This is a genomic window from Paenibacillus sp. FSL R10-2736 (assembly GCF_038000245.1).
In the GTDB taxonomy this organism is placed as follows: Bacteria; Bacillota; Bacilli; order Paenibacillales; family Paenibacillaceae; genus Paenibacillus_AQ; species Paenibacillus_AQ phytohabitans.
In genome coordinates this window covers 4213010-4233889 of the sequence record NZ_JBBOBN010000001.1, presented here as the reverse complement: position 1 = coordinate 4233889, position 20880 = coordinate 4213010, and the positions used below count along the sequence as shown (strand labels likewise).

Genomic DNA, 20880 nt, shown 5'->3' with positions numbered 1-20880 from the left:
TCTCAGTCCGCCTCATCAGCCATCTGACGAGGGGATGATGAAGTTTTCCGCCTCAGCGCTGCAAGCTCTTAAGCCGCTCGGTCTCCTCCTCAATCCGCGCCACATCAATCCGTTCGAACAATAATTCCAGCCCCTGCACCCGCTGATGCGCCGGAACGGCTACCGGCTGCCAGACAGGCTGTTCAAGGGCCAGAAACCCCCTGATCTTGCCGCAGGAGAATGGAATGAACGGGTTCAACAGGTTGGACAGATTAGCAATGATCTGTACACAGGTATACAGCGTGCTGGCACAGGCGGCGGGGTCATTCTTAGTCTGCAGCCACGGCTGCTGCTGATCGAAATATTTGTTGGCCTGGCGGATATGGGTGAAGACATGCTCGAGCGCTTCTTTGAAGCTGCCCCCCTCAATAAGTCTCCCGGTCTCACTGTACAGTGTATTAATGCTGCCGGCCCATGCGGCATCCAGTGTGCCCTCAGGCACCTCGCCATTCCAGAACTTATTCACGAATACCAGACTGCGGTTGACGAAATTACCGAAGGCACCCAGCAGCTCGCTGTTATGGCTGTAGATGAATTCTCTCCACGAGAAGTCGGCATCCCGTTTCTCAGGACCGTTCGCCGTCAGGAAATACCGGATGGAATCCGGGTCGTAGCGGCTGAGAATATCCGGCACCCAGACGGCCCAGTTACGGCTTGTGGAGAATTTCTCCCCTTCGAGAGTCATGTATTCACAGGAGAAGATACGGTCCGGCAGATGAAGGTCTCCAGCACCCAGCAGCAGAGCCGGCCAGATCAGGCTGTGAAAAGGGACATTATCCTTGCCATGCACATAATAGGCTGTAATGGGAGGGTACCCGGCGTCCTTGTTCTCAGTGGATTCAAGCCAGAAATCCTCCCAGCGGTTGCCGGTCCCGGCAGCCCACTGCTTGCTGGCGGACAGATAGCCGCTGACCGCTTCAATCCACACATAGATTTTTTTGTCCGTGAAGCCATCAACGGGAACATCTACCCCCCAATCCAGATCCCGCGTTGCGGCGCGGTCCTGCAGTCCTTCCTGCAGATATCTGCGGGTTAAACGCACAGCATTGTCTCTCCAGCCCTGCGCAGAATCCACATAATTTGAGAGTGCGCATTGGAAGCTGGACAGTGACAAATAATAATGCAGGGTGGAACGCAGCACCGGCGGGGTTCCGCAGATTTTGCAGGTACGCTCCAGCAGGTCAACCGGGTCGAGTATCGTAGAACAATAATCACATTGGTCACCCCGGGCCTGCTGTCCGCAGACCGGGCAGATTCCCTCTACATAGCGGTCCGGCAAGTAGCGCTGATCCTGCTCACAGTAGCATTGGAGCGTAGACTTCTGGTACAGATGGCCGTTATCCAGCAGCTTAAGGAACAGCTCCTGCACCACACTGTGGTGATGCTCCTGATCGGTCCGGGTGTATAAGTCATAGGTGAATCCAAGCGAACGGAAGCAATCTGTGAATTCCTGATGATATCTGCTGGCGAATTCACCAGGGGATACACCTTCCTGCGCCGCCTGCACAGCGACGGGAGTGCCATGGCAGTCACTGCCGGAGACATACAGCACAGCGTCGCCTTTGGCACGGTGATAGCGGGCCAGGATATCTCCCGGCAGAATACTCGCAAGCCTGCCCAGATGCAGGGAGCCATTGGCATACGGCCAAGCCCCTCCGATAAAAATGTTTGTCATGTCATTGTCCTCCTATAAGTTTTGTTGACAGATGTTTCCTTGAAACGGATTCGGACAAATCCCGTTTCTGAGAACATGTTTAGATTTCTAAGCGCACAAAAAAGACTCTCATCCCCAAAAGGGACGAGAGCCTGTGCTCACGTGTTACCACCCAAATTCATCAATGCCTTGCGGCATCCACCTCTTCAGGTACGTCCGCATAAGCCTGCGGGTATACCCTAGCATGGTAACGGATGCGGGTTCCGGCGCAGCCTACGTCCCGTTTATGCGGGCTTCGATGCGCAGCTCTGAGACCATATTCCCGTGGGTTTTCTTTGCTCCTTTTCAGCGGCCGGAGCTCTCTGTGAAAGAATTGCCAAGGTACTCTTTCTCTTCATAGCTATTGTGGTTATCCTAATTACTGGATATCATATATGCAGGTGATGGCTTATGTCAACACCAGATATAGAGATAAAGGAGAATGAGACTTTTGCCGGAAAAAAAGCAGGAAAAGAAAAGCTCAGGCATAATGGGATGGCTTGGTAGCGCGGGAGTACTGCTGCTGCTGAAGGGAAAAACCATTCTGTCTCTGCTTAAGCTGGGGAAGATTGCGGGACCGCTGATTTCGATGATGGTGTCTATCTGGGCCTATGCACTGATCTCACCATGGCAATTTGCAGTGGGCTTCGTTGCCTTATTATTCGTTCATGAGATAGGCCATGTTATCGCTGCCAAGTGGATCGGGCTGCCGGTGAGCGCACCGCTGTTTGTTCCTTTTATGGGTGCATTAATTACGATGAAGAAACAACCGCTGGATGCCAGAGAGGAAGCCTACGTTGCTTTTGGAGGTCCCATTCTGGGGAGCATTGGCGCGGCCGCCGTCTTCGGAGCAGCTTATTACTATCACAGCCCGCTGCTGTATTCACTGGCTTATGTCGGTTTTTTTATAAACCTGATCAACCTGCTGCCGATTCATCCGCTGGATGGGGGAAGAATTGCAACTGCGGTTACCCGGTGGTTATGGGTGGTGGGTCTGGTTGGAGGTCTGGCAGTGATCATCTATTTGAAATCTATTCTGTTCGGTATTATCTGGATGTTATTTGCCTATGACATGTACAAGAAATATATCAGCCGGCGCACGAAGAATCAGATGCATGCCGTATTGAAGAGCTTCCTGATACCGATTGAAGATTTGCAGGATCAAGGGTATCTGATTCCCGGACCTGAGCACAAAAGGGAACTGCCTTTTACCACCTACAGTGATTTGAACCGCCAGCAATATCTTGGTGTCCGCTGGGACAATCTGGACTACTACGGTACAACGACTATGCCAGTACAGTCTATTATCAGCAAAGTCCGGATCGTGCAGCTCGACCAGCTGTATGTAGATACTAAGCTGCAGCTGAAGATGCAGTGTGAGGTCAGTTTTACAGTGTTTGATAATGATAAATATTATGATGTGCCGGCCGCGTCACGCTGGAGATATGGTATTGCTTATTTTGTACTCGCAGGCTTTCTCGGCGTCATGATGTACCTTGTGCATATCGTTGGCAATGTAAATCTGTAAGGATTCGTTTATGAAGCCCCTGATTCGTCAAAGCTGTATAGAATCAAGAAGAACAGGGGGTACAACTATGCGCAAGTCATTCGTATGGTGCGGGGTCATTGGAGTGTGTGTGATGCTGGGGACGGCCGGATGTGCGGCTGGCGGTGAGGCTCCCGGATATACGGGGGTTCATAAGATGAGCGGGCTGGATGGCAGACTGGATACACCGGATGGTCTAATATCACCTGTTATGCAGGATGTGTACGACCGTTCGATTCCGGAAGAGGTGTATTCCATTCAATAGTCCGGCGGACGCGGCTTATCCGTCTTCCCTATCCCTGAAGACCTGAGGCTCTATACAGGATATTAAAAATTCTGTATAATGGCTCAATGTTGATTGGACCTATAGAGAGGGGCTAGAGGAGAATGGCAGTGGAAATCGTACATGTCACTACAGAGGAGCAGCTCCAGATGGCGCTTGCGATCCGCAATAAGGTATTTGTGGAGGAACAGAAGGTGCCGGCCGAAGAGGAGATTGATGAATATGATGTGATCGGTGACAATGCGCATCATTTCCTGCTTAAGGACAACGGGGAGCCGGCAGCTACCGGAAGACTGATTTATTACAAGGCAGAGACCGCTAAAATGCAGCGGATTGCTGTTCACGAGCATTACCGGTCCAAGGGTTTCGGACGGATTTTGCTGCTCGCTATGGAGGGGCATGCCCGTGAACTCGGCCTGGTAGCCTCCATTCTCGACGCCCAGTGTCATGCAGAAGCCTTTTACAGCAAACTGGGCTATGAAGTGATTTCCCCGGAGCCCTTCTATGATGCCGGTATTCTTCATGTGAGAATGCAGAAAACGCTGTAATCAGCCCGGGTACATACTCTTTCGATTCTATGGACAAGCTATCTGTGAGCCAGATTGATGGCTAATCCTAGGCGCGAAGGAGAAGATCCTAAGTGATGAACAACGAACGTGAACGCTTTATTGCAGCCCAAAGAAACGGTGATGGTGATCTGACCAAGTTCCAGACCTCTTCCGGCCGTGTGCTGGATTATCAGCAGGCACTTCAGGAGGTTCAGTCCGGGAGTATTGCCGGAGTCAACGCATTCAAAGGGAAAGACGGCGAAATGTATATTCGCGGCGATGCAGATGGGGATCCTACCAACAATCTGGATCAGCTTCCGCAATTTTAACCAGGCATAGATAACAGGATGAAACGATGCAACGGCCGGACAAGCGTCTATTTTGATGCTAATGTCCGGCTTTTTTTGTTTTGTGAGGAGGGCACATTTCCCTGAAATTCCATAGATTCCATACCGAAACCGGTTGCATAATGATGCATGTTTCTTTTCTACTGCAAAAAGAAATAATTCCCTGAATTCTGCGCAACTTGTCGAAGGGTTGGTAGTATACATTAACAGCATGAATTATTTGGAGGGGCTCTACAATGAGATGGAAAAAAATTGCTCTATGCGTGGTTGTGTTTTCCATGATGGGAAGCTCATATTTGTTCGCTGACGCTGTAAACCAGAAAATCAAAGTGTGGAGCAATGGAAAGGAAATAGCCGATGGGGGCTATTTGATTGACGGCAAGGCCTATATCCCTGCGAGAGAAGCGGGAGGTGTCGTCAGCTGGGACGGTTCAGGCAAAGTGACGATTCTCAAGCCTAATGTGCATATTGTGCTGTTCAAGGGCGATACGGTATTCGGCAATGTAAATACAGGCAAGCTGAAGATGAAGATCCTTACCCAGGTTGACAGCCTGAAGGACAGCGTCTCAGCTGTGAAGGTGGCAATCACCGATCCGTCAGGGAATGTGAAGGATATTCTGGAGGATGCCGGCGGCTCGAAGAATGAGGACTTCTGGTTCTCCACCCCGGAATTCACCTATGATTTCAAAGAATCCGGCAAATACAGTGTAGGGTTCTTCATCAAGTCATCCAAGAGCGGAGATTACGTTCTTGTGTCAGAAAAGGTGGTTACGGCTTCGGCCAAGAATTAACCGGGGTCTGCAAATTGACCTGAACTTATCTTACGTGTTACGATACCAAATGTAGGATAATTCAATTTAAAGTGAGGTATTTCAATGAGCGATCACAAACATGAGCATGGCCATGAACATGGTGAAGCATGCGGTTGCGGACATGATCACGACCATGAGCACGAGGAGTTTGTGCTGACCTTGACGAACGAGCAGGGCGAAGATGTAGAAATGGTGCTGGTAGAAACGTTTGACGTAGGCGAGAAGTTATACGCACTGCTGCTCGAGCGCGAAAACCCTGAAGCAGACGGCATCATTCTGCGTATGGAAGAAGAAGACGAAGAAATGGTTCTCTACAACATTGAAGATGAAGCTGAATGGAAAGCTGTTGAAGAAGCTTACAACGAGCTGCTGGCCCAGCAAGAATAGATTTCAGTGAATCAAGTACTTAGGCTTGCTGTCTTGGACAAGACAGCACCGCCTAATACAAAACCCCGATACTGTAACAGTATCGGGGTTTTGTATTGCTGCAGGGACCTGAGCCGATTAAGAAATCGGCTCAGCCTCTACAATTACTTTGATGTTGGTGATGCTGCGGTCCTCAGGGCCTTTGACCGGCAGGCCGATTTCCACATGGTCGATGATATAGTCAATGTTATCTTGGGTAATAACTTCACCAGGGAGAAGAATCGGGATGCCCGGCGGATAAACATAGATGAATTCTGCAATAATGTAGCCTGCAGACTCCCGGAAGGGAACCAGCTGTGTATCGGCGTAGAAGGCATCTCTCGGAATCAGGGCCAGCTGCGGAATATTCGGCACCTGCACCTTCATCTCATAAATCTCACCTTTGCTGTAATGGATCGCTGAGAGCACGCGCAGAGCGGCTAACAACTTATCTACGGATTCCTGGGTATCTCCAGGGGTAATCAGGCAAAGAATATTATACATGTCGCTGAGTTCTACTTCGATGTTATACTTCTGGCGCAGCCAGTTCTCGGTTTCGTATCCGGTAATGCCCAGATGGCGGACGTGAATATTAAGCTTGGTCGGATCGAGATTGAAGGTAGCCTCAGTACCGAGAATTTCTTTGCCGAAGCTGTACAAGCCTTCAATGCTGTTAATGGCATCCCGGGCGTAGTTGGATAAGGCAATGGTTCTGGATGCCATCTCATGGCCGTTTAGTGCCAGGTTGCGTCTGGAAGTATCCAGAGAAGCAAGCAGAATATATGAAGTTGAAGTTGTGGTCAGCATGCTGAGAATGGTTTGTACCCGCTGAGGGTTAACAAGACCTGTCTTGGCATTGAGATTCAGTACCGAGCTCTGCGTCATGGAGCCGCCCAGTTTATGCACGCTGGTTGCTGCCATATCCGCACCGGCCTGCATGGCCGATACCGGTAATTCCTCATGAAAATGAATCAATACTCCATGTGCCTCGTCCACAAGTACGGGAACCCCGTAACTGTGGGCCAGGTCGACAATCGAACGCAGGTCGGCGCACACGCCAAAATACGTCGGATTGATAACGAGGACACCTTTGGCATCCGGATGGCGCCTCAAAGCCCGTTCGAGCGAGCTTGTGGTTATGCCGTGGTCTATCCCAAGATTCTCATCCTGTACAGGAGAGACGAAAATAGGCTTGGCTCCGGAGAAAATAATGGCCGACATCACTGATTTGTGAATATTGCGCGGCACAATAATTTTATCTCCTTCTGAGCAGACAGAGAGGATCATAGTCATGATGGCATTGCTCGTGCCTTGTACACTGAAATACGTGTAATCGGCGCCGAAGGCCTCTGCAGCCAGCTTCTGAGCTTCAAGAATAACCCCGGTGGGCTGATGAAGGTCATCAAGCGGTGCAATATTGATCAAATCTATGGATAGAGCGTTATCGCCGATAAACTCACGGAATTCGGCATCGGTCCCTAGCCCCTTCTTATGTCCCGGAATATGAAATTGAACTGGGTTTCCGGCGGCATGCTTTTTGAGAGCTGTGAAGAGGGGAGTTACATGTTGATCCATTTAATGCTGTCACAACCTTTCGCAAAGAGTCGATTTTTCAAAATATAAGGAAGTATTAGTTTACACTAAACTTCATCCTTATATTTCTCGCTGAAACGGATACCGTCCATTTGAGGACGGACTAGCCATTTCTGCTTGAGCAAGCATCAGTATAACAAATCAATCAACATAATACTAGGATGTGATGAAATGTCTGGCAAAGTAGCGCAGCGTATGCATATCAATTTGGCCTCACCGTTCATTGTGGAGATGTGGGTCATTATTTTTCTGGTCGAATTCGTCAAAGGATCGCTGCTGGTAGCCCTGCTTCCAGTCTACATGGAGAATATTCTGGGCCTGTCGGTGACGGTGGTCGGCTTCGCCTTTGCCCTGCAGTATCTGGGAGATAATCTGTTCCGCAGCCCGTTCGGCTGGGTGATGGAGCGGATTGGCTACCGCTGGACGATGACAGGTGCGCTGCTGCTGATTCTGGTGGCTGTCGGAATGATTATCTATGCCAAAGATGCAACCACATTGTCTATTGCCTGTCTAGTCCTGGGCATCGGAACTTCGCCGCTATGGCCTTGTACTATGACCGGGATTACCGAACTTGCCGGTTCTACGGAAAGCGGCAGCAGCGGGGCGGCTATGGGTGCTGTGGAGATGGCGTCGCTGGCCGGTACCGGGATTGGCCCGATTATCGTCAATTTCATGATGGACCATGGCGGACAGAGCTACCGTACAGTATTCCTGGTGCTGATGGGCTTCGCCGCTGCCGTAGTGGCTGTAGCACTGCTGCTGCCTTCTAGAATTGGCGGCCATGCGCCTCATGTCGTCCGTGAGATGAATCCCGAAGGGACTGCAGTGCCGCGCACGCCGCTGCGGCCGCTGCAGAGCCTGAAGCGGACCTGGCATCAGGTCAGAACTTCCCTGAAGGTAAGCCGGCTGCTCTTCCCGGCGCTGTTCCTGCAGGCTTTTGCCATCGGGCTCATGACCCCGGTGGTTACTTTATTCGCCCGCTCCGAGCTGCATGTGACGCCTAACCAGTTCAGCCTGCTACTGATTGCCGGCGGGGGCATCACGGTGCTGGCGCTGATTCCGGCGGGCAAGCTGGTTGATAAAATCGGGACATCGGTCTTCCTCAACATCGGCTTCCTGCTGGCAGCCTGTTCCCTGGCGTTCTTCTCGCAGGTCCGCTGGCTGCCGCTGGCCTTCGTTGCCGTGGCGCTGGTCGGAATAAGCTATGCGCTTATTCTGCCGGCATGGAATGCCTTCCTGGCCAAGCAGGTTCCCAAGGGAGAGCGGGGGACGGTCTGGGGCCTGTTCCTGACGCTGCAGGGCTCAGGAATGGTTGCAGGTCCCGTGTTGTCCGGCAAGCTGTGGGATTCCGTCAGCCATAGTGCGCCTTTTCTGGCCAGTGCAGGTGTAATGGTCCTGCTCTTCGGCCTGCATTTGCTGATTGTCCACCGGACGAAGCTGAAGCAAGGAAGCGCGCATTAAGTGCTGCTTATATTAAAATATTAGGAAATACTAAAGCCGCAGACAGACCGGTAAACCCGGCTGCCTGCGGCTTTTATATATTTATTTTGCACAATAGACCGGGGAATGACTTCAAAAGTAGGGTCTGGCGTTTGGAAAAGGCGGAAAGCGGGTAAAAATAGTCAATAAACCAAGTTACCGCTACATAAAATGAAGTATAAAATAAGTGTAAGACGAAGGCAAAATGATGGTGCGTATGTGGAGGTCCGGCAGTCAGTTCTACTTCTTAAGTTAGGCCATGAAACTGGCTATGCTGTAACCAAGCAGTTAGGGGGGAGTGCCGTGAACAAAAATGACGAAGTGGAGTACTGCAATCTGGAGCTCCGGTTTGACAGACAACATATCCAGGACTTGATCAAGGATCTGATAAAGGAAGGCTATTCCCTTTACTGGAGCGAGAATGAGAATGTTTTTCTTATTTCGGTGCGCACCGGACGCAAGCTTGTGAAGCTGCGCTTCCAGCGGATTAAGGATGGCTTCAAGCTGGTGGGAGATTATATGATCCGTGATGCGCGCCTGGCTGAATGGATGGAGAAGCTGATTGGTGATATGCGCGGCCATGCCGTAGTCAAACGTTTCCGCGACCGCCAGATTATTATTGAGAATATTCTTTTCGGCGAAGTGATCCGACTGGTGGAGATTTCCGGATATCAGCAACGTGTCCTGTACCAGAAGGGTCCGCTGCTATCCGACCAGGAACTGACGAAACTGTTCTACTCTATTGAAGGCGAGGAGCGGATCCGTGACCGCCGGCTGGAGGTTGATGAGCAGCTGGACCGGCTGAGTGAAGCCATGCACAATAAGGATTCTGCAGAGGTGGAGGCTTGCACGGCCAGGCTGAACATTCTGACCAGGGAGCTTGCCGCGCTTGAATGGTGAAATTGAATGAATTATCTTCAGTTCAAGGCATCCCGCTATGGGGTGTCTTGAACTTTGTAATGCAAGTTGCGTGCAGGGGTTCACTTCTGCGCTCAAAACCGTTAAAATAGTCATTGTGAGCAATTTCCCTGATTCTTAGGACTTTGTCAATGAAATTGATCTCTCTTTCGCAGGCGGAACTTTGCTGTCTCTGACAAAGGGTGGTATTCTTATACTGCGAGAAATGGATTTCACAAAAAATACAGGGTGCAAAGGGTGGAGAACCAGATGTCAAAACAACAAATCGGCGTCATTGGCTTGGCGGTAATGGGCAAAAATTTGGCTCTTAACATCGAGAGCAAAGGCTTTAGCGTATCCGTGTTTAACCGTTCCCCGGAGAAGACACATGATCTGGTCGCAGAAGCAGCAGGCAAGAACCTGGTAGGTACTTTCTCAGTCGAAGAGTTTGTACAATCTTTAGAAGTGCCGCGCAAAATTCTGATTATGGTTCAGGCGGGCAAAGCAACCGATGCTACCATTGAGCAGCTGCTGCCGTTCTTGGATCAGGGCGATATTATTATCGATGGCGGTAACGCTTATTTCCCTGACACTGTTCGCCGCAGCAAATATCTTGAGGACAAAGGCTTCCGTTTCGTAGGTACTGGCGTATCCGGCGGTGAAGAAGGCGCATTGAAAGGTCCTTCCATTATGCCTGGAGGTCAAGAAAGCGCGTATAAGCTGGTTGAACCTATTCTTACGGCTATTTCTGCCAAAGTGGACGGAGAGCCTTGCTGTACATATATTGGACCGGACGGTGCCGGGCACTATGTAAAAATGGTGCATAACGGCATTGAGTACGGCGACATGCAGCTGATCGGCGAAGCGTACCATTTGCTGAAAGATGTGCTGGGCCTGGATGCCAAGGAACTGCACAACACCTTCGCAGAGTGGAACAGCGGCGAGCTGGACAGCTACCTGATCGAAATTACTAAGGATATCTTCGCGCAGTATGACGAAGAAACCGGCAAACCCATGGTAGACGTCATTCTGGATGCTGCCGGACAAAAGGGTACCGGCAAATGGACAAGCCAAAGCTCGCTGGATCTCGGCGTGCCTCTGTCCATGATCACCGAATCCGTATTCTCCCGCTTCCTGTCTGCAATGAAGGAAGAACGCGTTGAAGCCAGCAAAGTGCTGAGCGGTCCTGCTGCTGTAGCCTTCGATGGTGACAAGGCTGAATTCATCGAGAACGTGCGTAAAGCATTGTTCGCCAGCAAAATCGTATCGTATGCACAAGGCTTCGCACAGCTGCGTGTAGCTTCTGATGAATACGGCTGGGATCTGAAATATGGTGAACTGGCCAAGATCTGGCGCGGCGGCTGCATTATCCGCTCCCGGTTCCTGCAGAACATCACGGATGCCTATGCCAATAATGCAGACCTGAAGAACCTGCTGCTTGATCCGTTCTTCAAGGATGTTATGGATAACTACCAATCCGCATGGCGCAAAGTTATTGCTTCGGCCGTAACCCTGGGTATTCCGGTTCCAGGCTTCTCCAGTGCGCTTGCTTATTATGACAGCTACCGCACTGAACGCCTTCCGGCGAACCTGCTGCAGGCACAACGCGATTATTTCGGCGCCCACACCTTCAAACGCGTGGACAAAGAAGGCGTGTTCCACCACAACTGGCTGGCTGAGTAATTGTAACCGCCCAGCTTAGGCTATAGAGAGCCCGAAATGCTTTTCGCTTCCTGCGGAGAGCTTTCGGGCTTTTTTGCACCTCTGCTGCATTGTGCAAACTTTTCACCCTGTGTTATGATATGACAAATGTCGCGGTTGGAGGTAGTTATGGCTGGGGATCAGGAAGAACGGCAGAATATACGGGAAATAACAGAGAACAGAAATATCATACTCGTCGGAATGATGGCTACGGGGAAGTCAACGGTAGGCGCTATGCTGGCTGAGGAGCTTGGATATGAACTGGTTGATCTGGATGCAGTGATTACGGAGAGTGAAGGCCGGAGTATTGCGGAGATTTTTGCCGCAGGCGGCGAAGAGGCTTTCCGGAAGATTGAATCGGCCGTACTGAAGCGGATGCTGCAGGGTGAGCGCAGAATAATCTCTACAGGCGGAGGCGCAGTGCTGGCACCCGGTAATGCGGAGGTTATGCTCGAGCAGGGGCTTGTTGTGGCGCTTACGGCCACTGAGGAAGCGATTATCGCCCGTGTCAGCGGGGATGAGAACCGGCCGCTGCTCGCCGGCAATGCCGAAGAACGGGTCCGCGCTATTATGGAGCAGCGCAGGGAGGCTTACCGTTTCGCGCACTGCACGGTCGATACAACGGAGCTGAATGTGGCCGAAGTCTCACAATATATTTTAATGCATTACCGCGCTTGAGCTTTTAAGTGTGTTCGTGGCTTGGACTAGGCTTGTCCGGTTTCATTCCATTCAATCATGCCGCCGCTCAGATTCGAGCCCTTAATGCCGAATTGCTGCAGATATTCGCAGACACGCTGGCTGCGGTTGCCGGAACGGCAAATGAAGATGATCTCAGTATCAGCCGGAAGCTCATCAGTCTGCTGCGGGATCTGGCCCATTGGGATATGCTGCGCACCGGGAATCATGCCGAAGGCAACCTCATCATCTTCGCGGACGTCGATCAGAACAAGCTCTTCGCCTGAAGCGAGCCGCTCACGCAGTTCCTGTGGTGTAATCTGTGGGATTTCATTCATGGTTGTACCCTCTTTTCTGTCCTAATAGAATGTATCAATGATAACACAACTGCGGATTACCCTGTCAAACGGGGCCGTACATACAGAAACTATATTACTTTAAGGAGCGCTTAGATTATGGACGTTATTGTTAGGCCAACGCCGGCACTGCAAGGGGAATTCGGAGCTCTGTCATCCAAAAATTACACAACACGCTACCTGCTGGTAGCTGCCCTGTCGGAAGGAGTCAGCACGATTTATCATCCCGCGCACAGTGAGGACAGCGATGCCATCCGCAGATGTATCGCCGATCTCGGGGCTGTACTGACTGAAGATGAGGAGAAGATTGTAGTTCAGGGGTTCGGGCGTCACCCTCGTGATGTCAAAGAGCTGAATGTCGGGAATGCCGGCGCCGTGCTGCGTTTCCTGATGGCGGTTGCCGCGCTCAGCCCGGAGGTCACTTTCGTGAATACGTATCCGGATTCACTAGGCAAACGCCCGCATGATGACCTGATTCAGGCGCTGGGCCAGCTTGGTGTAGAGGTGGAGCATAATAACGGAAGGCTGCCGATCACTATTCGCGGCGGTAAACCGCAGGGCGGACGGATTACCGTATCCGGTGCTGTAAGCTCACAGTATCTTAGTGCGCTGTTGTTCCTCACGCCGCTGTTAGAGGAAGACAGTGAAATTATTGTACTGGATGATCTGAAATCCAAAGTGGTCATCGGACAGACACTTGAAGTCATGGAGCAGGCAGGCATTACTGTACATGCTGCTGACGATTACATGTCCTTCAAGGTGCCGGGTAGGCAGGCTTATGCGGCCAAGTCATATACGGTTCAGGGGGATTACCCGGGTTCGGCAGCCGTACTTGCTGCCGCAGCGGTGACGAAGTCGGATGTGACGATTCACCGTCTGGCTGAGAAGAGCAAGCAGGGGGAACGGGCGATTGTTGATGTGCTGCGGATGATGGAGGTACCGCTCACGCATGAGAATGGTACCGTGCATGTGCAAGGCAACGGTATTCTGAAGGCAGTAGAATTCGATGGTGATGCAGCTACGGATGCTGTGCTGGCCATGGTGGCCGCTGCCGTATTTGCTGAAGGAACCTCACGCTTCTACAACGTGGAGAATTTGCGATATAAGGAATGCGACCGCATTACCGACTACCTGGCCGAGCTGACCCGTGCTGGTGCGAAGGTGGAGGAGCGCCGTGACGAGATCATTGTCCATGGCACGCCCGAGGGTGTTGAAGGCGGCGTAACCATTAACGCGCATTATGATCACCGTGTAATTATGGCGCTTACTGTAGTGGGCCTCAGAGCCCGTCAGCCGCTGCGGATCAAGGATGCCCATCATGTCGCGAAATCGTACCCGCAATACTTCGATCACCTGCGTTCGCTGGGCGCGAATGTGGAATGGGTAGAATAACAAAGGTGGGTCCGTTAAATATCAATCCGCTCACGGAGGATGATATTTCTCCGGTATCGGATCTTTATAAGATTGCGATTACGGATGCTTTTGAAAGCGAAGGACTGGGTCACCTGCAGGTTGACATTCAGCAGGAGATTGGATCCAAGATACGAATGGCAGCTGCTTCCTTGAATCCGCCGAATTCAGACACCTGGTTCTGGGTCGCGAGAATTGACGGTAGGGTTGTCGGAACCATTTCTTATGCTCCATGCGGAGAGGACATCAGGGTTTGTTCCGGAAATCAGCTGGATGCTGTAGGCGAGCTGGGCAGTCTGTATGTTTTGCCTGGATATCAGGGGCAAGGGATTGGGTCGGCTTTGGTTGAGGAACTGATGGTGTTTCTAAGGAAGCAGGGCATCACTCAGTTCTGCCTGGACAGCGGCTACAGACGCGCACAAACCAGGTGGCAGCGGAAATTCGGAGAACCCTATGTGATAGTTAAGGATTATTGGGGTCCGGATTCTGTCCATATGGTCTGGCTGTGTACGGTGAGCTGAGGGTTCTGCCGCACTAACGGAACCGCATCTCCGGCCGCCCGGCTTCTAATCGGCCTGTTTAAGAATGGATTCGGCCGTTGCGGGAGTCATGTGAATTTGGAACTTGGTACGCTCCGCTGTATGATGTATTTATAACGAACATCTAACCACGGGAAGGGGAAATACACATGAGCTTTGAGAATCCAAGCAGGGAAGAAATCGGAGATATTCTGGCTGGAGCAGGCAATATTGCCGTAGTCGGCCTATCCGACAAAACCGACCGCACCTCTTATATGGTCGCAGGCGCCATGCAGAGCCGGGGCTACCGGATTATTCCGGTCAATCCGTCGGTAGACGGAGAGATCCTGGGCGAGAAATGCTATCACACGCTGGCGGAAATTCCTGAACCGGTGGATATTGTGAATGTATTCCGCCGCAGTGAATACTGCGCGGCTGTCGCGCAGGAAGCCGCGGATATCGGAGCGCGCGTGCTCTGGCTGCAGCAGGGCATCATCAGCCAGGAGGCAGCTGACATCGCCGCTGCCCACGATATGATCGCCATCATGGACCGCTGCATCAAAGTGGAAGAAGCGATTACGATGAAGGGCCGGAGCCGGGGTTAAGTACTTGATTTCAGCTGGTTGAAAGAGCTCATAGGGGAGCCGGATGGAGCTCCGGCTTCTGGTTTTCATAATCCGGAATGCTAGAACGGTGCGAAGCCTTGGAATCCGAATGTTGCTCATGCAGAATATAGATTTTATTGATTGTGATTGCTATACTTGAAACAGACGAAGAACGTCCTTTACTCCATTTCATGGGGGAAGGGCGTTTTTTTTATTTTACAGGAGGTCATTCATATGGACTTTGAACAGGCACATTGCACGTTTATTGAGATGCATACTAATGAAAGAGCTGGTGAACGGCGGGGGAGGCTGGTGCGTGGACACAACTATGCGGAGAAACTGTTTTTTCAGAATGTATGGTGGCCGTTGTTTGAGTCGCTGGAGCAGCTGCATCCGGAATACGAAGTGTATGACTGGAACCGCAAGTCGCAATTTTTGGATTTTGCTTTTCTGCCTGCAAGCGGCAGCCGTTTCGGAATTGAATGCGATGGTTTTCAGAGTCATGTTAAAGACGTGGACCGTGAAAAATTCAGCTATGCACTTAATAGGGATACCTTCTTAACTGGAATGGGCTGGAAAATGCTGCATTTCTCATTCGACGATATCCAGCAGCGTCCGGAGGTATGCCGGATGCTGCTGCAGCTAGCGTTGGCACCTTATTTAGCCCGGAGTACTGCCGCTCAGCATTTGATTTCTGAAGAGATGGATGTGTTAAGACTGGCATGGCGGATTGCACGGCCGCTTCGTCCCAAGGATGTGACTGAATATTTACACATCAATTTCCGGACGGCGCGCAAGCTGCTGGTAGCCTTGAGTGATAAAGGACTGCTTAAACCTGTATTTTCAAAGGAACGGGTGCGGTACTACGAGGTTAGCACAATGCGGTCCGATATCGTATGGTGACTTCAGAACACTCAGAACAGCGAGAACACTGAATATACCCTTCCTTTGGGTGACAACTAGTAATGTTTCAGATTAAGGTTGCGCCAATGACAGCTGATCAATGCTGAAGTTCCTACTTTTACCGCTAAAGTTTTTAGGCCATCCGGTGTAATAGGAGATAAGTTTATTTAGTACAACTAAAATGCGCGCTACAGGGGGTTTTTCAGGAATAACTGCACTTCGTACAATTAAAAAAACGATTTTTGCGATTTTAGCGGAATTGGACCTGAATAGTTGTACAGAATGCAATTAAAATAAAATATAAGATCTCCAAGTCAAATATAGTTGTACAAACTACACTTATTCAGTCGCAGAAGTCGCAGAAGTCGCAGAAGTCGCAGAAGTCGCAGAAGTCGCAGAAGTCGCAGAAGTCGCAGAAGTCGCAGAAGTCGCAGAAGTCGCAGAAGTCGCAGAAGTCGCAGAAGTCGCAGAAGTCGCAGAAGTCGCAGAAGTCGCAGAAGTCGCAGGAGTCCTGTGACTGACCTCTATTGCAGAGGATAGTTTGTGTCAGATAAAAGTATACGGGTAATCGCCCCCGGGCCAGGCTATCCTTGCTGTGTTTGTTTACACGTATTCTTTTGACAAAAACTGCTGCAGCGCTTACCATTCAATATAGAAAGAAAGGAGAGGGTCACCTTGAATTGGCTCGGATCTTTGCAGCAGTTAGGCAGAGCCATTATGCTTCCTACCATGGTGCTTCCGGCTGCGGCCATTTTGCTGAGTCTGGGCAGCTTACCGTGGTCTGCATGGGGACTTTCTTCGGTATCCGAAGTGACGACATACGCGGGGCAAGGAATATTCTATTTCATGCCTTATTTGTTTGCTGTCGGTGTGGCATGGGGCTTGTCCAATCAGGCCGGACCGGCCGGACTGGCGGCGCTCGCAGGGATGTTCACTTATGACCGGATTGTTTCCAACATGGGAGACGGGGCTGTACAGCCTGCAACATTAATTGGTATTATCCTTGGGATTGTAGCCGGCGTAGCGCATAACCGGTTTAAGAATATCAAGCTGCCGGAGGCGATCCAGTTTTTCGGAGGATCGCGTTTTGTACTGCTGTTTATGGGTTTGTTCTCGGCGCTGTTCGCCTGGGTGATGCTCGGCGTATCACCGCTGCTCCAACAGCTGCTGAATGATCTCTTCCGGGTCGTGCAGGTTACCGGCGGATATGGAGTTTTTGTCTACGGGGTATTATACAGGGTGCTGACGGCCTTTGGCCTGCATCATATTCTTAATAATGTATTCTGGTTTCAGCTGGGCTCCTTCACGACGCCTGACGGAAGTGCAGTCGTGCAAGGGGATTTGCCGCGTTTTTTTGCCGGTGACCCTACAGCGGGGATCTTCATGGCCGGGCTGTTCCCGATTATGATGTTTGCCCTGCCGGCGATTGCCTTCGCGATTATCCAGGAAGCGCGCGAGGACCTCAAGCCGAAGATTAAGAAGACTTTTTTGCGTGCCGCTTTGGTCTGCTTTCTGACCGGGGTGTCCGAGCAGATTGAATTCGCGTTTCTGTTCGCTTCCCCATATTTATTCGCGCTGCATGTAGTCATGTCCGGCCTTGCCATGGTACTGACCTACTCACTCGGTATTCACCACGGCTTCTCGTATTCGGCAGGTGCGATCGATTTCTTCCTCAATCTGCATCTGTCCCAGCGGGCCTGGCTGCTGATTCCGATCGGGATCGGCTATGGCATCGTCTACTATAATGTGTTCCGCTGGGCGATACGCCGCTTCCAGATTCCTACACCGGGCCGCGAAGAAGGGTCCGAGCTGGGAGACTGGGCGGGGAATATACCGTATCAGGCTCCGCTGATTCTGGAGGCGCTGGGCGGCAAAGAGAATATCGTACAGGTACAGGCCTGCATCACCCGGCTAAGATTAACTGTGCATAACGACCGTTTGATAGATACAGGAGCACTCAAGGGGCTTGGCTCCGCAGGCATTATCAAGCTGGGCGGCGGCAATGTGCAGGTCGTCTTCGGTACATACTCGGAGCTGATCCGCGAAGAGATTGACAAGCTGATGCTGCGCGATTTGCCGCAGGTACTGTTCAGCTCGCCCATCCAGGGCCGGATGATGCCGATCGAAGAGGTGCCGGATCATATTTTCGCCGCGAAGCTGGTTGGGGACGGAGTAGCCTTTTTCCCGGAAAAAGGAGAGCTGGTCTCGCCCGTATTCGGCAAGGTGATGCATGTATACCCTACAATGCACGCAGTGGGCATTTCTACACCCGAAGGGCTTGAGGTGCTTATGCATATAGGGATTGATACTTCGCAGCTTAAAGGGCCGTTTGAGGCGCTTGTACAGGAGGGTGACAGCGTGGAGCCCGGGCAGCTGCTGGTCAGATTTGATCTGGCTTTCTTGAAGGAGCATGCCGCGTCACTCGCTACACCTATGGTCATTACCAATCCGGACCGCGTAAAATCCTGGAGCTATGCTCCATTTAAAAATGTTAAAAAGGGGCAGTCATCAGTCATGTCCGTTGTTCTACACGAAAGTAATGTTGGAGGGATCGAAGCATGATACAAGGCATAGGCGCCGCAGCAGGTGTTGCCATCGGGAAGGCCTTTGTCTTGCCGAACTGGGAATGGAGTCTGCCGGACACTCAGGTGAATCCGGTGGATCTGGCTAAGGAGTTTGAACGTTTATACGAAGGGATCCGCACCTCCAAGGATGAGATCGAATTTATCAAAAGAGAATTCCGGGAGGTCGTCGGGCCGGAGGAATCGAGTATTTTTGATGCCCATCTGGCGATCCTGGACGACCCTGTGTTCATGAGTGAAATCCGCGGCATTATCGAACGCCAGTATAAAGCGGCCGAGGTGGCCGTTAAGGAAGCCATTGACCATTTTGTAGCCATGTTCGATCTGCTGGACGATGAGTATATGAAGGAGCGGGCGGTGGATATCAAGGATGTCGGCAACCGTCTGTTGAAGCATCTGCTGGGTGCGCCGGAAGTTACCCTTCCGTCGGATACACAGCCTTATATTCTTGTGGCGAAGGAGCTCTCTCCGTCCCAGCTGGCGCATTTGAACCCGGCCTATGTGCTGGGCATTGTCACGATGATGGGCGGCAAGACTTCGCATTCCTCCATCATGGCCCGGGCGCTCGGCATTCCGCTGGTCGCGGGCCTGGAGAACAAAATCCTTACCCCCATTCAGACCGGGGACATGCTGGTGCTCGACGGGGAGACCGGAGCTGTGATGCTCCATCCGGATGAGTCCACCGTGCGGGATTTCACCTCCAGACGTGCCAAGCAGCTCAAAAAGCGGGAACAGCTGGAGCTGCTCGCTACCGTTGAAGCTTTCACCAAAGACGGCGTATCTCTTCGTCTGGCCGGCAATATCAGCTCTGTGAAGGAGCTTAATATGGCGCTGAAATATGGAGCCGAAGGTGTGGGGCTGTTCCGTACGGAGTTTCTGTATATGGACCGTAATACGTTCCCGACGGAAGATGAACAGTTTGAAGTCTATAAGCTTGTTGCTGAAAAAGTCGGCAAGGAGTCTGTAGTCATCCGCACTCTGGATATCGGAGGAGACAAGCATCTGGATTACTTCCAGCTGCCGGAGGAGCAGAATCCGTTCCTCGGCTACCGCGCCATCCGCATCAGTCTGGACCGCAAGGACATGTTCAAGACTCAGATGACGGCCATTCTGCGGGCCAGCCATTACGGTAATGTCCGGATGATGTTCCCAATGATCTCCTCCGTAGAAGAGGTTCAGGCTGCCAAAGCCGTGCTGGAGGAAGTGAAAAGTGAGCTGGACAGCCGTGGGATTCCATATGACCGCAAGCTGCCTGTGGGCATTATGATTGAGGTACCAGCCGCTGTTATGATTGCCGATCTGCTGGCGGAGGAAGTGGATTTCTTCAGTATCGGCACTAATGATCTGGTGCAGTACGTACTCGCTGTGGACCGGATGAATGAGCAGATTGCCCATATGTATCATCCCTACCATCCGGCAGTGCTGCGCATGATCAAGATGACCGTGGATGCGGCCCGCAGCGTAGGGATCGATGTCAGTGTGTGCGGTGAGATGGCCGCAGATGAACGGTCATTACCGCTCTGGCTGGAGCTCGGAATCAGTGTGCTGAGCATGTCGCCTCAGGCGCTGCTCAAGGTGAAGCACCGTACCCTGAACACGCTGGCTTCCGAAGCCAGAGAAGTTGCCAAGCTCTGCTTCCGTAACCGGACCAGCTCGGAGACAGAGGAGCAGCTGAGTGCCTTTGCAGGGCGCAGCGGAATTACGCTGGGTGCAGGCGGGGACTCCAAAGAAAAAACGTCATAACCATTAACGGGCACACATAATGAGCTTATCTAATATAAAGTCCGGCGTGGTGGTCAACCCATACACGCCGGGCTTTTTGCTGTGAATCACAGCTGTTACAGACTCCTCAAAGAGAGAATTTCTAACCCGTTTATCTTATTTGTCCCAAAAAGTAAAACCGTTTGCGGCGCTGCGCAGTCAGTATATACAGAAATCAAAAAAAACAGAGGGAGGATGCGGGATGGAGAATGTTTGGGAAGGCGAGCGGATGCGGGTCTTAAATGAGCAGGAGCAGCTGTTCATCAGCCGGGTGCTAGAGCAGAAAAAAATACTGTACAGCATAGCCTATAGCTACTTGCGGAGTGAAGCGGAGGCGCTTGAAGTGGTGCAGGAAACTACATACAGAGCCTGGGTCAAGCGTGGGAGTCTGAAGGATACGGACCGGTTTGCGCCCTGGCTGACAAGAATTCTGATCAACTGCTGTAAAGATGAATTGAAGCGGAGAAAACGTCTGGCGTCTCCTGGTCCGGTTCCGGTTAGCGGCGGCCTGCAGGAGATGACCAGTGACCGTAAGCTGGATATGGAGCAGGCGCTGAATGGGGTCAAGCCGAAATACCGCCAGGTGCTTGTACTGAAGTATTACCGGGATATGACACTGACCGAAATCGCCGAGGTGCTGGGCAAGCCTGAAGGGACGGTCAAAACTTGGCTGAACAAGGGACTGAAGCAGCTGCGCGACAAAATGAGAATTAGAGGGGGACTTTAG

The 20880-nt window shown here is 51.5% G+C and carries 20 protein-coding genes and 1 other annotated feature; of the genes, 17 read left to right on the top strand and 3 right to left on the bottom strand.

The genetic code is table 11. From position 1 onward, the window contains the following. Positions 1 to 52: 52 nt before the first annotated feature. On the bottom strand, positions 53 to 1714 hold the full coding sequence (metG, locus tag NSQ73_RS18385) for a methionine--tRNA ligase (RefSeq protein WP_340987569.1): 1662 nt from the start codon (positions 1712 to 1714) through the stop codon (positions 53 to 55). A 116-nt stretch (positions 1715 to 1830) separates the two neighbouring features. Next, positions 1831 to 2100 (bottom strand) — a binding site (T-box leader). A gap of 74 nt (positions 2101 to 2174) precedes the next feature. On the opposite strand from metG, the gene NSQ73_RS18380 reads away from it, so the two are divergent. The 6 genes from NSQ73_RS18380 to NSQ73_RS18355 all read left to right on the top strand — a co-directional run bounded on the left by NSQ73_RS18380 (position 2175) and on the right by NSQ73_RS18355 (position 5655). Beyond that, a complete protein-coding gene (locus NSQ73_RS18380; protein WP_340987568.1) occupies positions 2175 to 3260 on the top strand; it encodes a site-2 protease family protein in 1086 nt (361 codons plus the stop codon). A gap of 67 nt (positions 3261 to 3327) precedes the next feature. Then, positions 3328 to 3543 carry a hypothetical protein gene (locus NSQ73_RS18375; RefSeq protein ID WP_340987566.1) on the top strand — a complete coding sequence of 72 codons (216 nt, stop codon included), beginning with the start codon at positions 3328 to 3330 and terminating at the stop codon, positions 3541 to 3543. A 122-nt stretch (positions 3544 to 3665) separates the two neighbouring features. Further along, entirely contained in the window at positions 3666 to 4109 is a 444-nt protein-coding gene (locus tag NSQ73_RS18370; protein WP_042136503.1) for a GNAT family N-acetyltransferase, read from the top strand. Between the two features lie 92 nt (positions 4110 to 4201). Beyond that, positions 4202 to 4438, top strand: coding sequence for a DUF3892 domain-containing protein (locus NSQ73_RS18365; RefSeq protein ID WP_039297904.1), 237 nt, complete (start codon positions 4202 to 4204; stop codon positions 4436 to 4438). A gap of 254 nt (positions 4439 to 4692) precedes the next feature. Beyond that, complete coding sequence (locus NSQ73_RS18360; protein WP_340987565.1) at positions 4693 to 5247, top strand: copper amine oxidase; 555 nt, start codon at positions 4693 to 4695, stop codon at positions 5245 to 5247. Between the two features lie 84 nt (positions 5248 to 5331). Further along, entirely contained in the window at positions 5332 to 5655 is a 324-nt protein-coding gene (locus NSQ73_RS18355) for a DUF1292 domain-containing protein (RefSeq protein ID WP_019911532.1), read from the top strand. Positions 5656 to 5772: 117 nt separating this feature from the next. On the opposite strand, the gene NSQ73_RS18350 is transcribed toward NSQ73_RS18355, so the two are convergent. Further along, positions 5773 to 7248: an aminotransferase class I/II-fold pyridoxal phosphate-dependent enzyme gene (locus tag NSQ73_RS18350; RefSeq protein WP_039297911.1), complete on the bottom strand. Its 1476-nt coding sequence runs from the start codon at positions 7246 to 7248 to the stop codon at positions 5773 to 5775. A gap of 189 nt (positions 7249 to 7437) precedes the next feature. Here NSQ73_RS18350 and NSQ73_RS18345 point away from each other — a divergent pair, with 189 nt between their 5' ends. From NSQ73_RS18345 to NSQ73_RS18330, 4 genes are all read left to right on the top strand, one after another. After that, entirely contained in the window at positions 7438 to 8727 is a 1290-nt protein-coding gene (locus tag NSQ73_RS18345; protein ID WP_042136506.1) for an MFS transporter, read from the top strand. Positions 8728 to 9048: 321 nt separating this feature from the next. Next, positions 9049 to 9645: a hypothetical protein gene (locus NSQ73_RS18340; RefSeq protein WP_076245389.1), complete on the top strand. Its 597-nt coding sequence runs from the start codon at positions 9049 to 9051 to the stop codon at positions 9643 to 9645. Between the two features lie 267 nt (positions 9646 to 9912). Then, on the top strand, positions 9913 to 11325 hold the full coding sequence (gndA, locus tag NSQ73_RS18335) for an NADP-dependent phosphogluconate dehydrogenase (RefSeq protein WP_039297916.1): 1413 nt from the start codon (positions 9913 to 9915) through the stop codon (positions 11323 to 11325). Positions 11326 to 11472: 147 nt separating this feature from the next. After that, complete coding sequence (locus tag NSQ73_RS18330) at positions 11473 to 12021, top strand: shikimate kinase (RefSeq protein WP_042136510.1); 549 nt, start codon at positions 11473 to 11475, stop codon at positions 12019 to 12021. 26 nt (positions 12022 to 12047) lie between these two features. Here NSQ73_RS18330 and NSQ73_RS18325 read toward each other — a convergent pair whose 3' ends face one another. Further along, positions 12048 to 12356, bottom strand: coding sequence for a rhodanese-like domain-containing protein (locus tag NSQ73_RS18325; RefSeq protein WP_042136512.1), 309 nt, complete (start codon positions 12354 to 12356; stop codon positions 12048 to 12050). 117 nt (positions 12357 to 12473) lie between these two features. Here NSQ73_RS18325 and aroA point away from each other — a divergent pair, with 117 nt between their 5' ends. The 7 genes from aroA to NSQ73_RS18290 all read left to right on the top strand — a co-directional run bounded on the left by aroA (position 12474) and on the right by NSQ73_RS18290 (position 20880). Further along, complete coding sequence (gene aroA / locus NSQ73_RS18320) at positions 12474 to 13766, top strand: 3-phosphoshikimate 1-carboxyvinyltransferase (RefSeq protein WP_042136513.1); 1293 nt, start codon at positions 12474 to 12476, stop codon at positions 13764 to 13766. Next, positions 13754 to 14305: a GNAT family N-acetyltransferase gene (locus tag NSQ73_RS18315; protein ID WP_340987563.1), complete on the top strand. Its 552-nt coding sequence runs from the start codon at positions 13754 to 13756 to the stop codon at positions 14303 to 14305. Before aroA ends, NSQ73_RS18315 begins: the two co-directional genes overlap by 13 nt. 167 nt (positions 14306 to 14472) lie before the next feature. Then, entirely contained in the window at positions 14473 to 14907 is a 435-nt protein-coding gene (locus NSQ73_RS18310; protein ID WP_340987562.1) for a CoA-binding protein, read from the top strand. Positions 14908 to 15141: 234 nt separating this feature from the next. Beyond that, positions 15142 to 15810 (top strand): hypothetical protein, encoded by a 669-nt coding sequence (locus NSQ73_RS18305; RefSeq protein ID WP_340987561.1) that lies wholly within the window; start codon positions 15142 to 15144, stop codon positions 15808 to 15810. A 675-nt stretch (positions 15811 to 16485) separates the two neighbouring features. Then, positions 16486 to 18372 (top strand): glucose PTS transporter subunit IIA, encoded by a 1887-nt coding sequence (locus NSQ73_RS18300; RefSeq protein ID WP_042136521.1) that lies wholly within the window; start codon positions 16486 to 16488, stop codon positions 18370 to 18372. Continuing rightward, complete coding sequence (ptsP, locus tag NSQ73_RS18295) at positions 18369 to 20135, top strand: phosphoenolpyruvate--protein phosphotransferase (protein ID WP_039297929.1); 1767 nt, start codon at positions 18369 to 18371, stop codon at positions 20133 to 20135. The genes NSQ73_RS18300 and ptsP overlap by 4 nt, the downstream gene beginning before the upstream one ends. 220 nt (positions 20136 to 20355) lie before the next feature. Next, the gene (locus NSQ73_RS18290) at positions 20356 to 20880 is read left to right on the top strand and encodes a sigma-70 family RNA polymerase sigma factor (RefSeq protein ID WP_171716462.1); all 525 of its coding nucleotides are present in this window, start codon (positions 20356 to 20358) and stop codon (positions 20878 to 20880) included.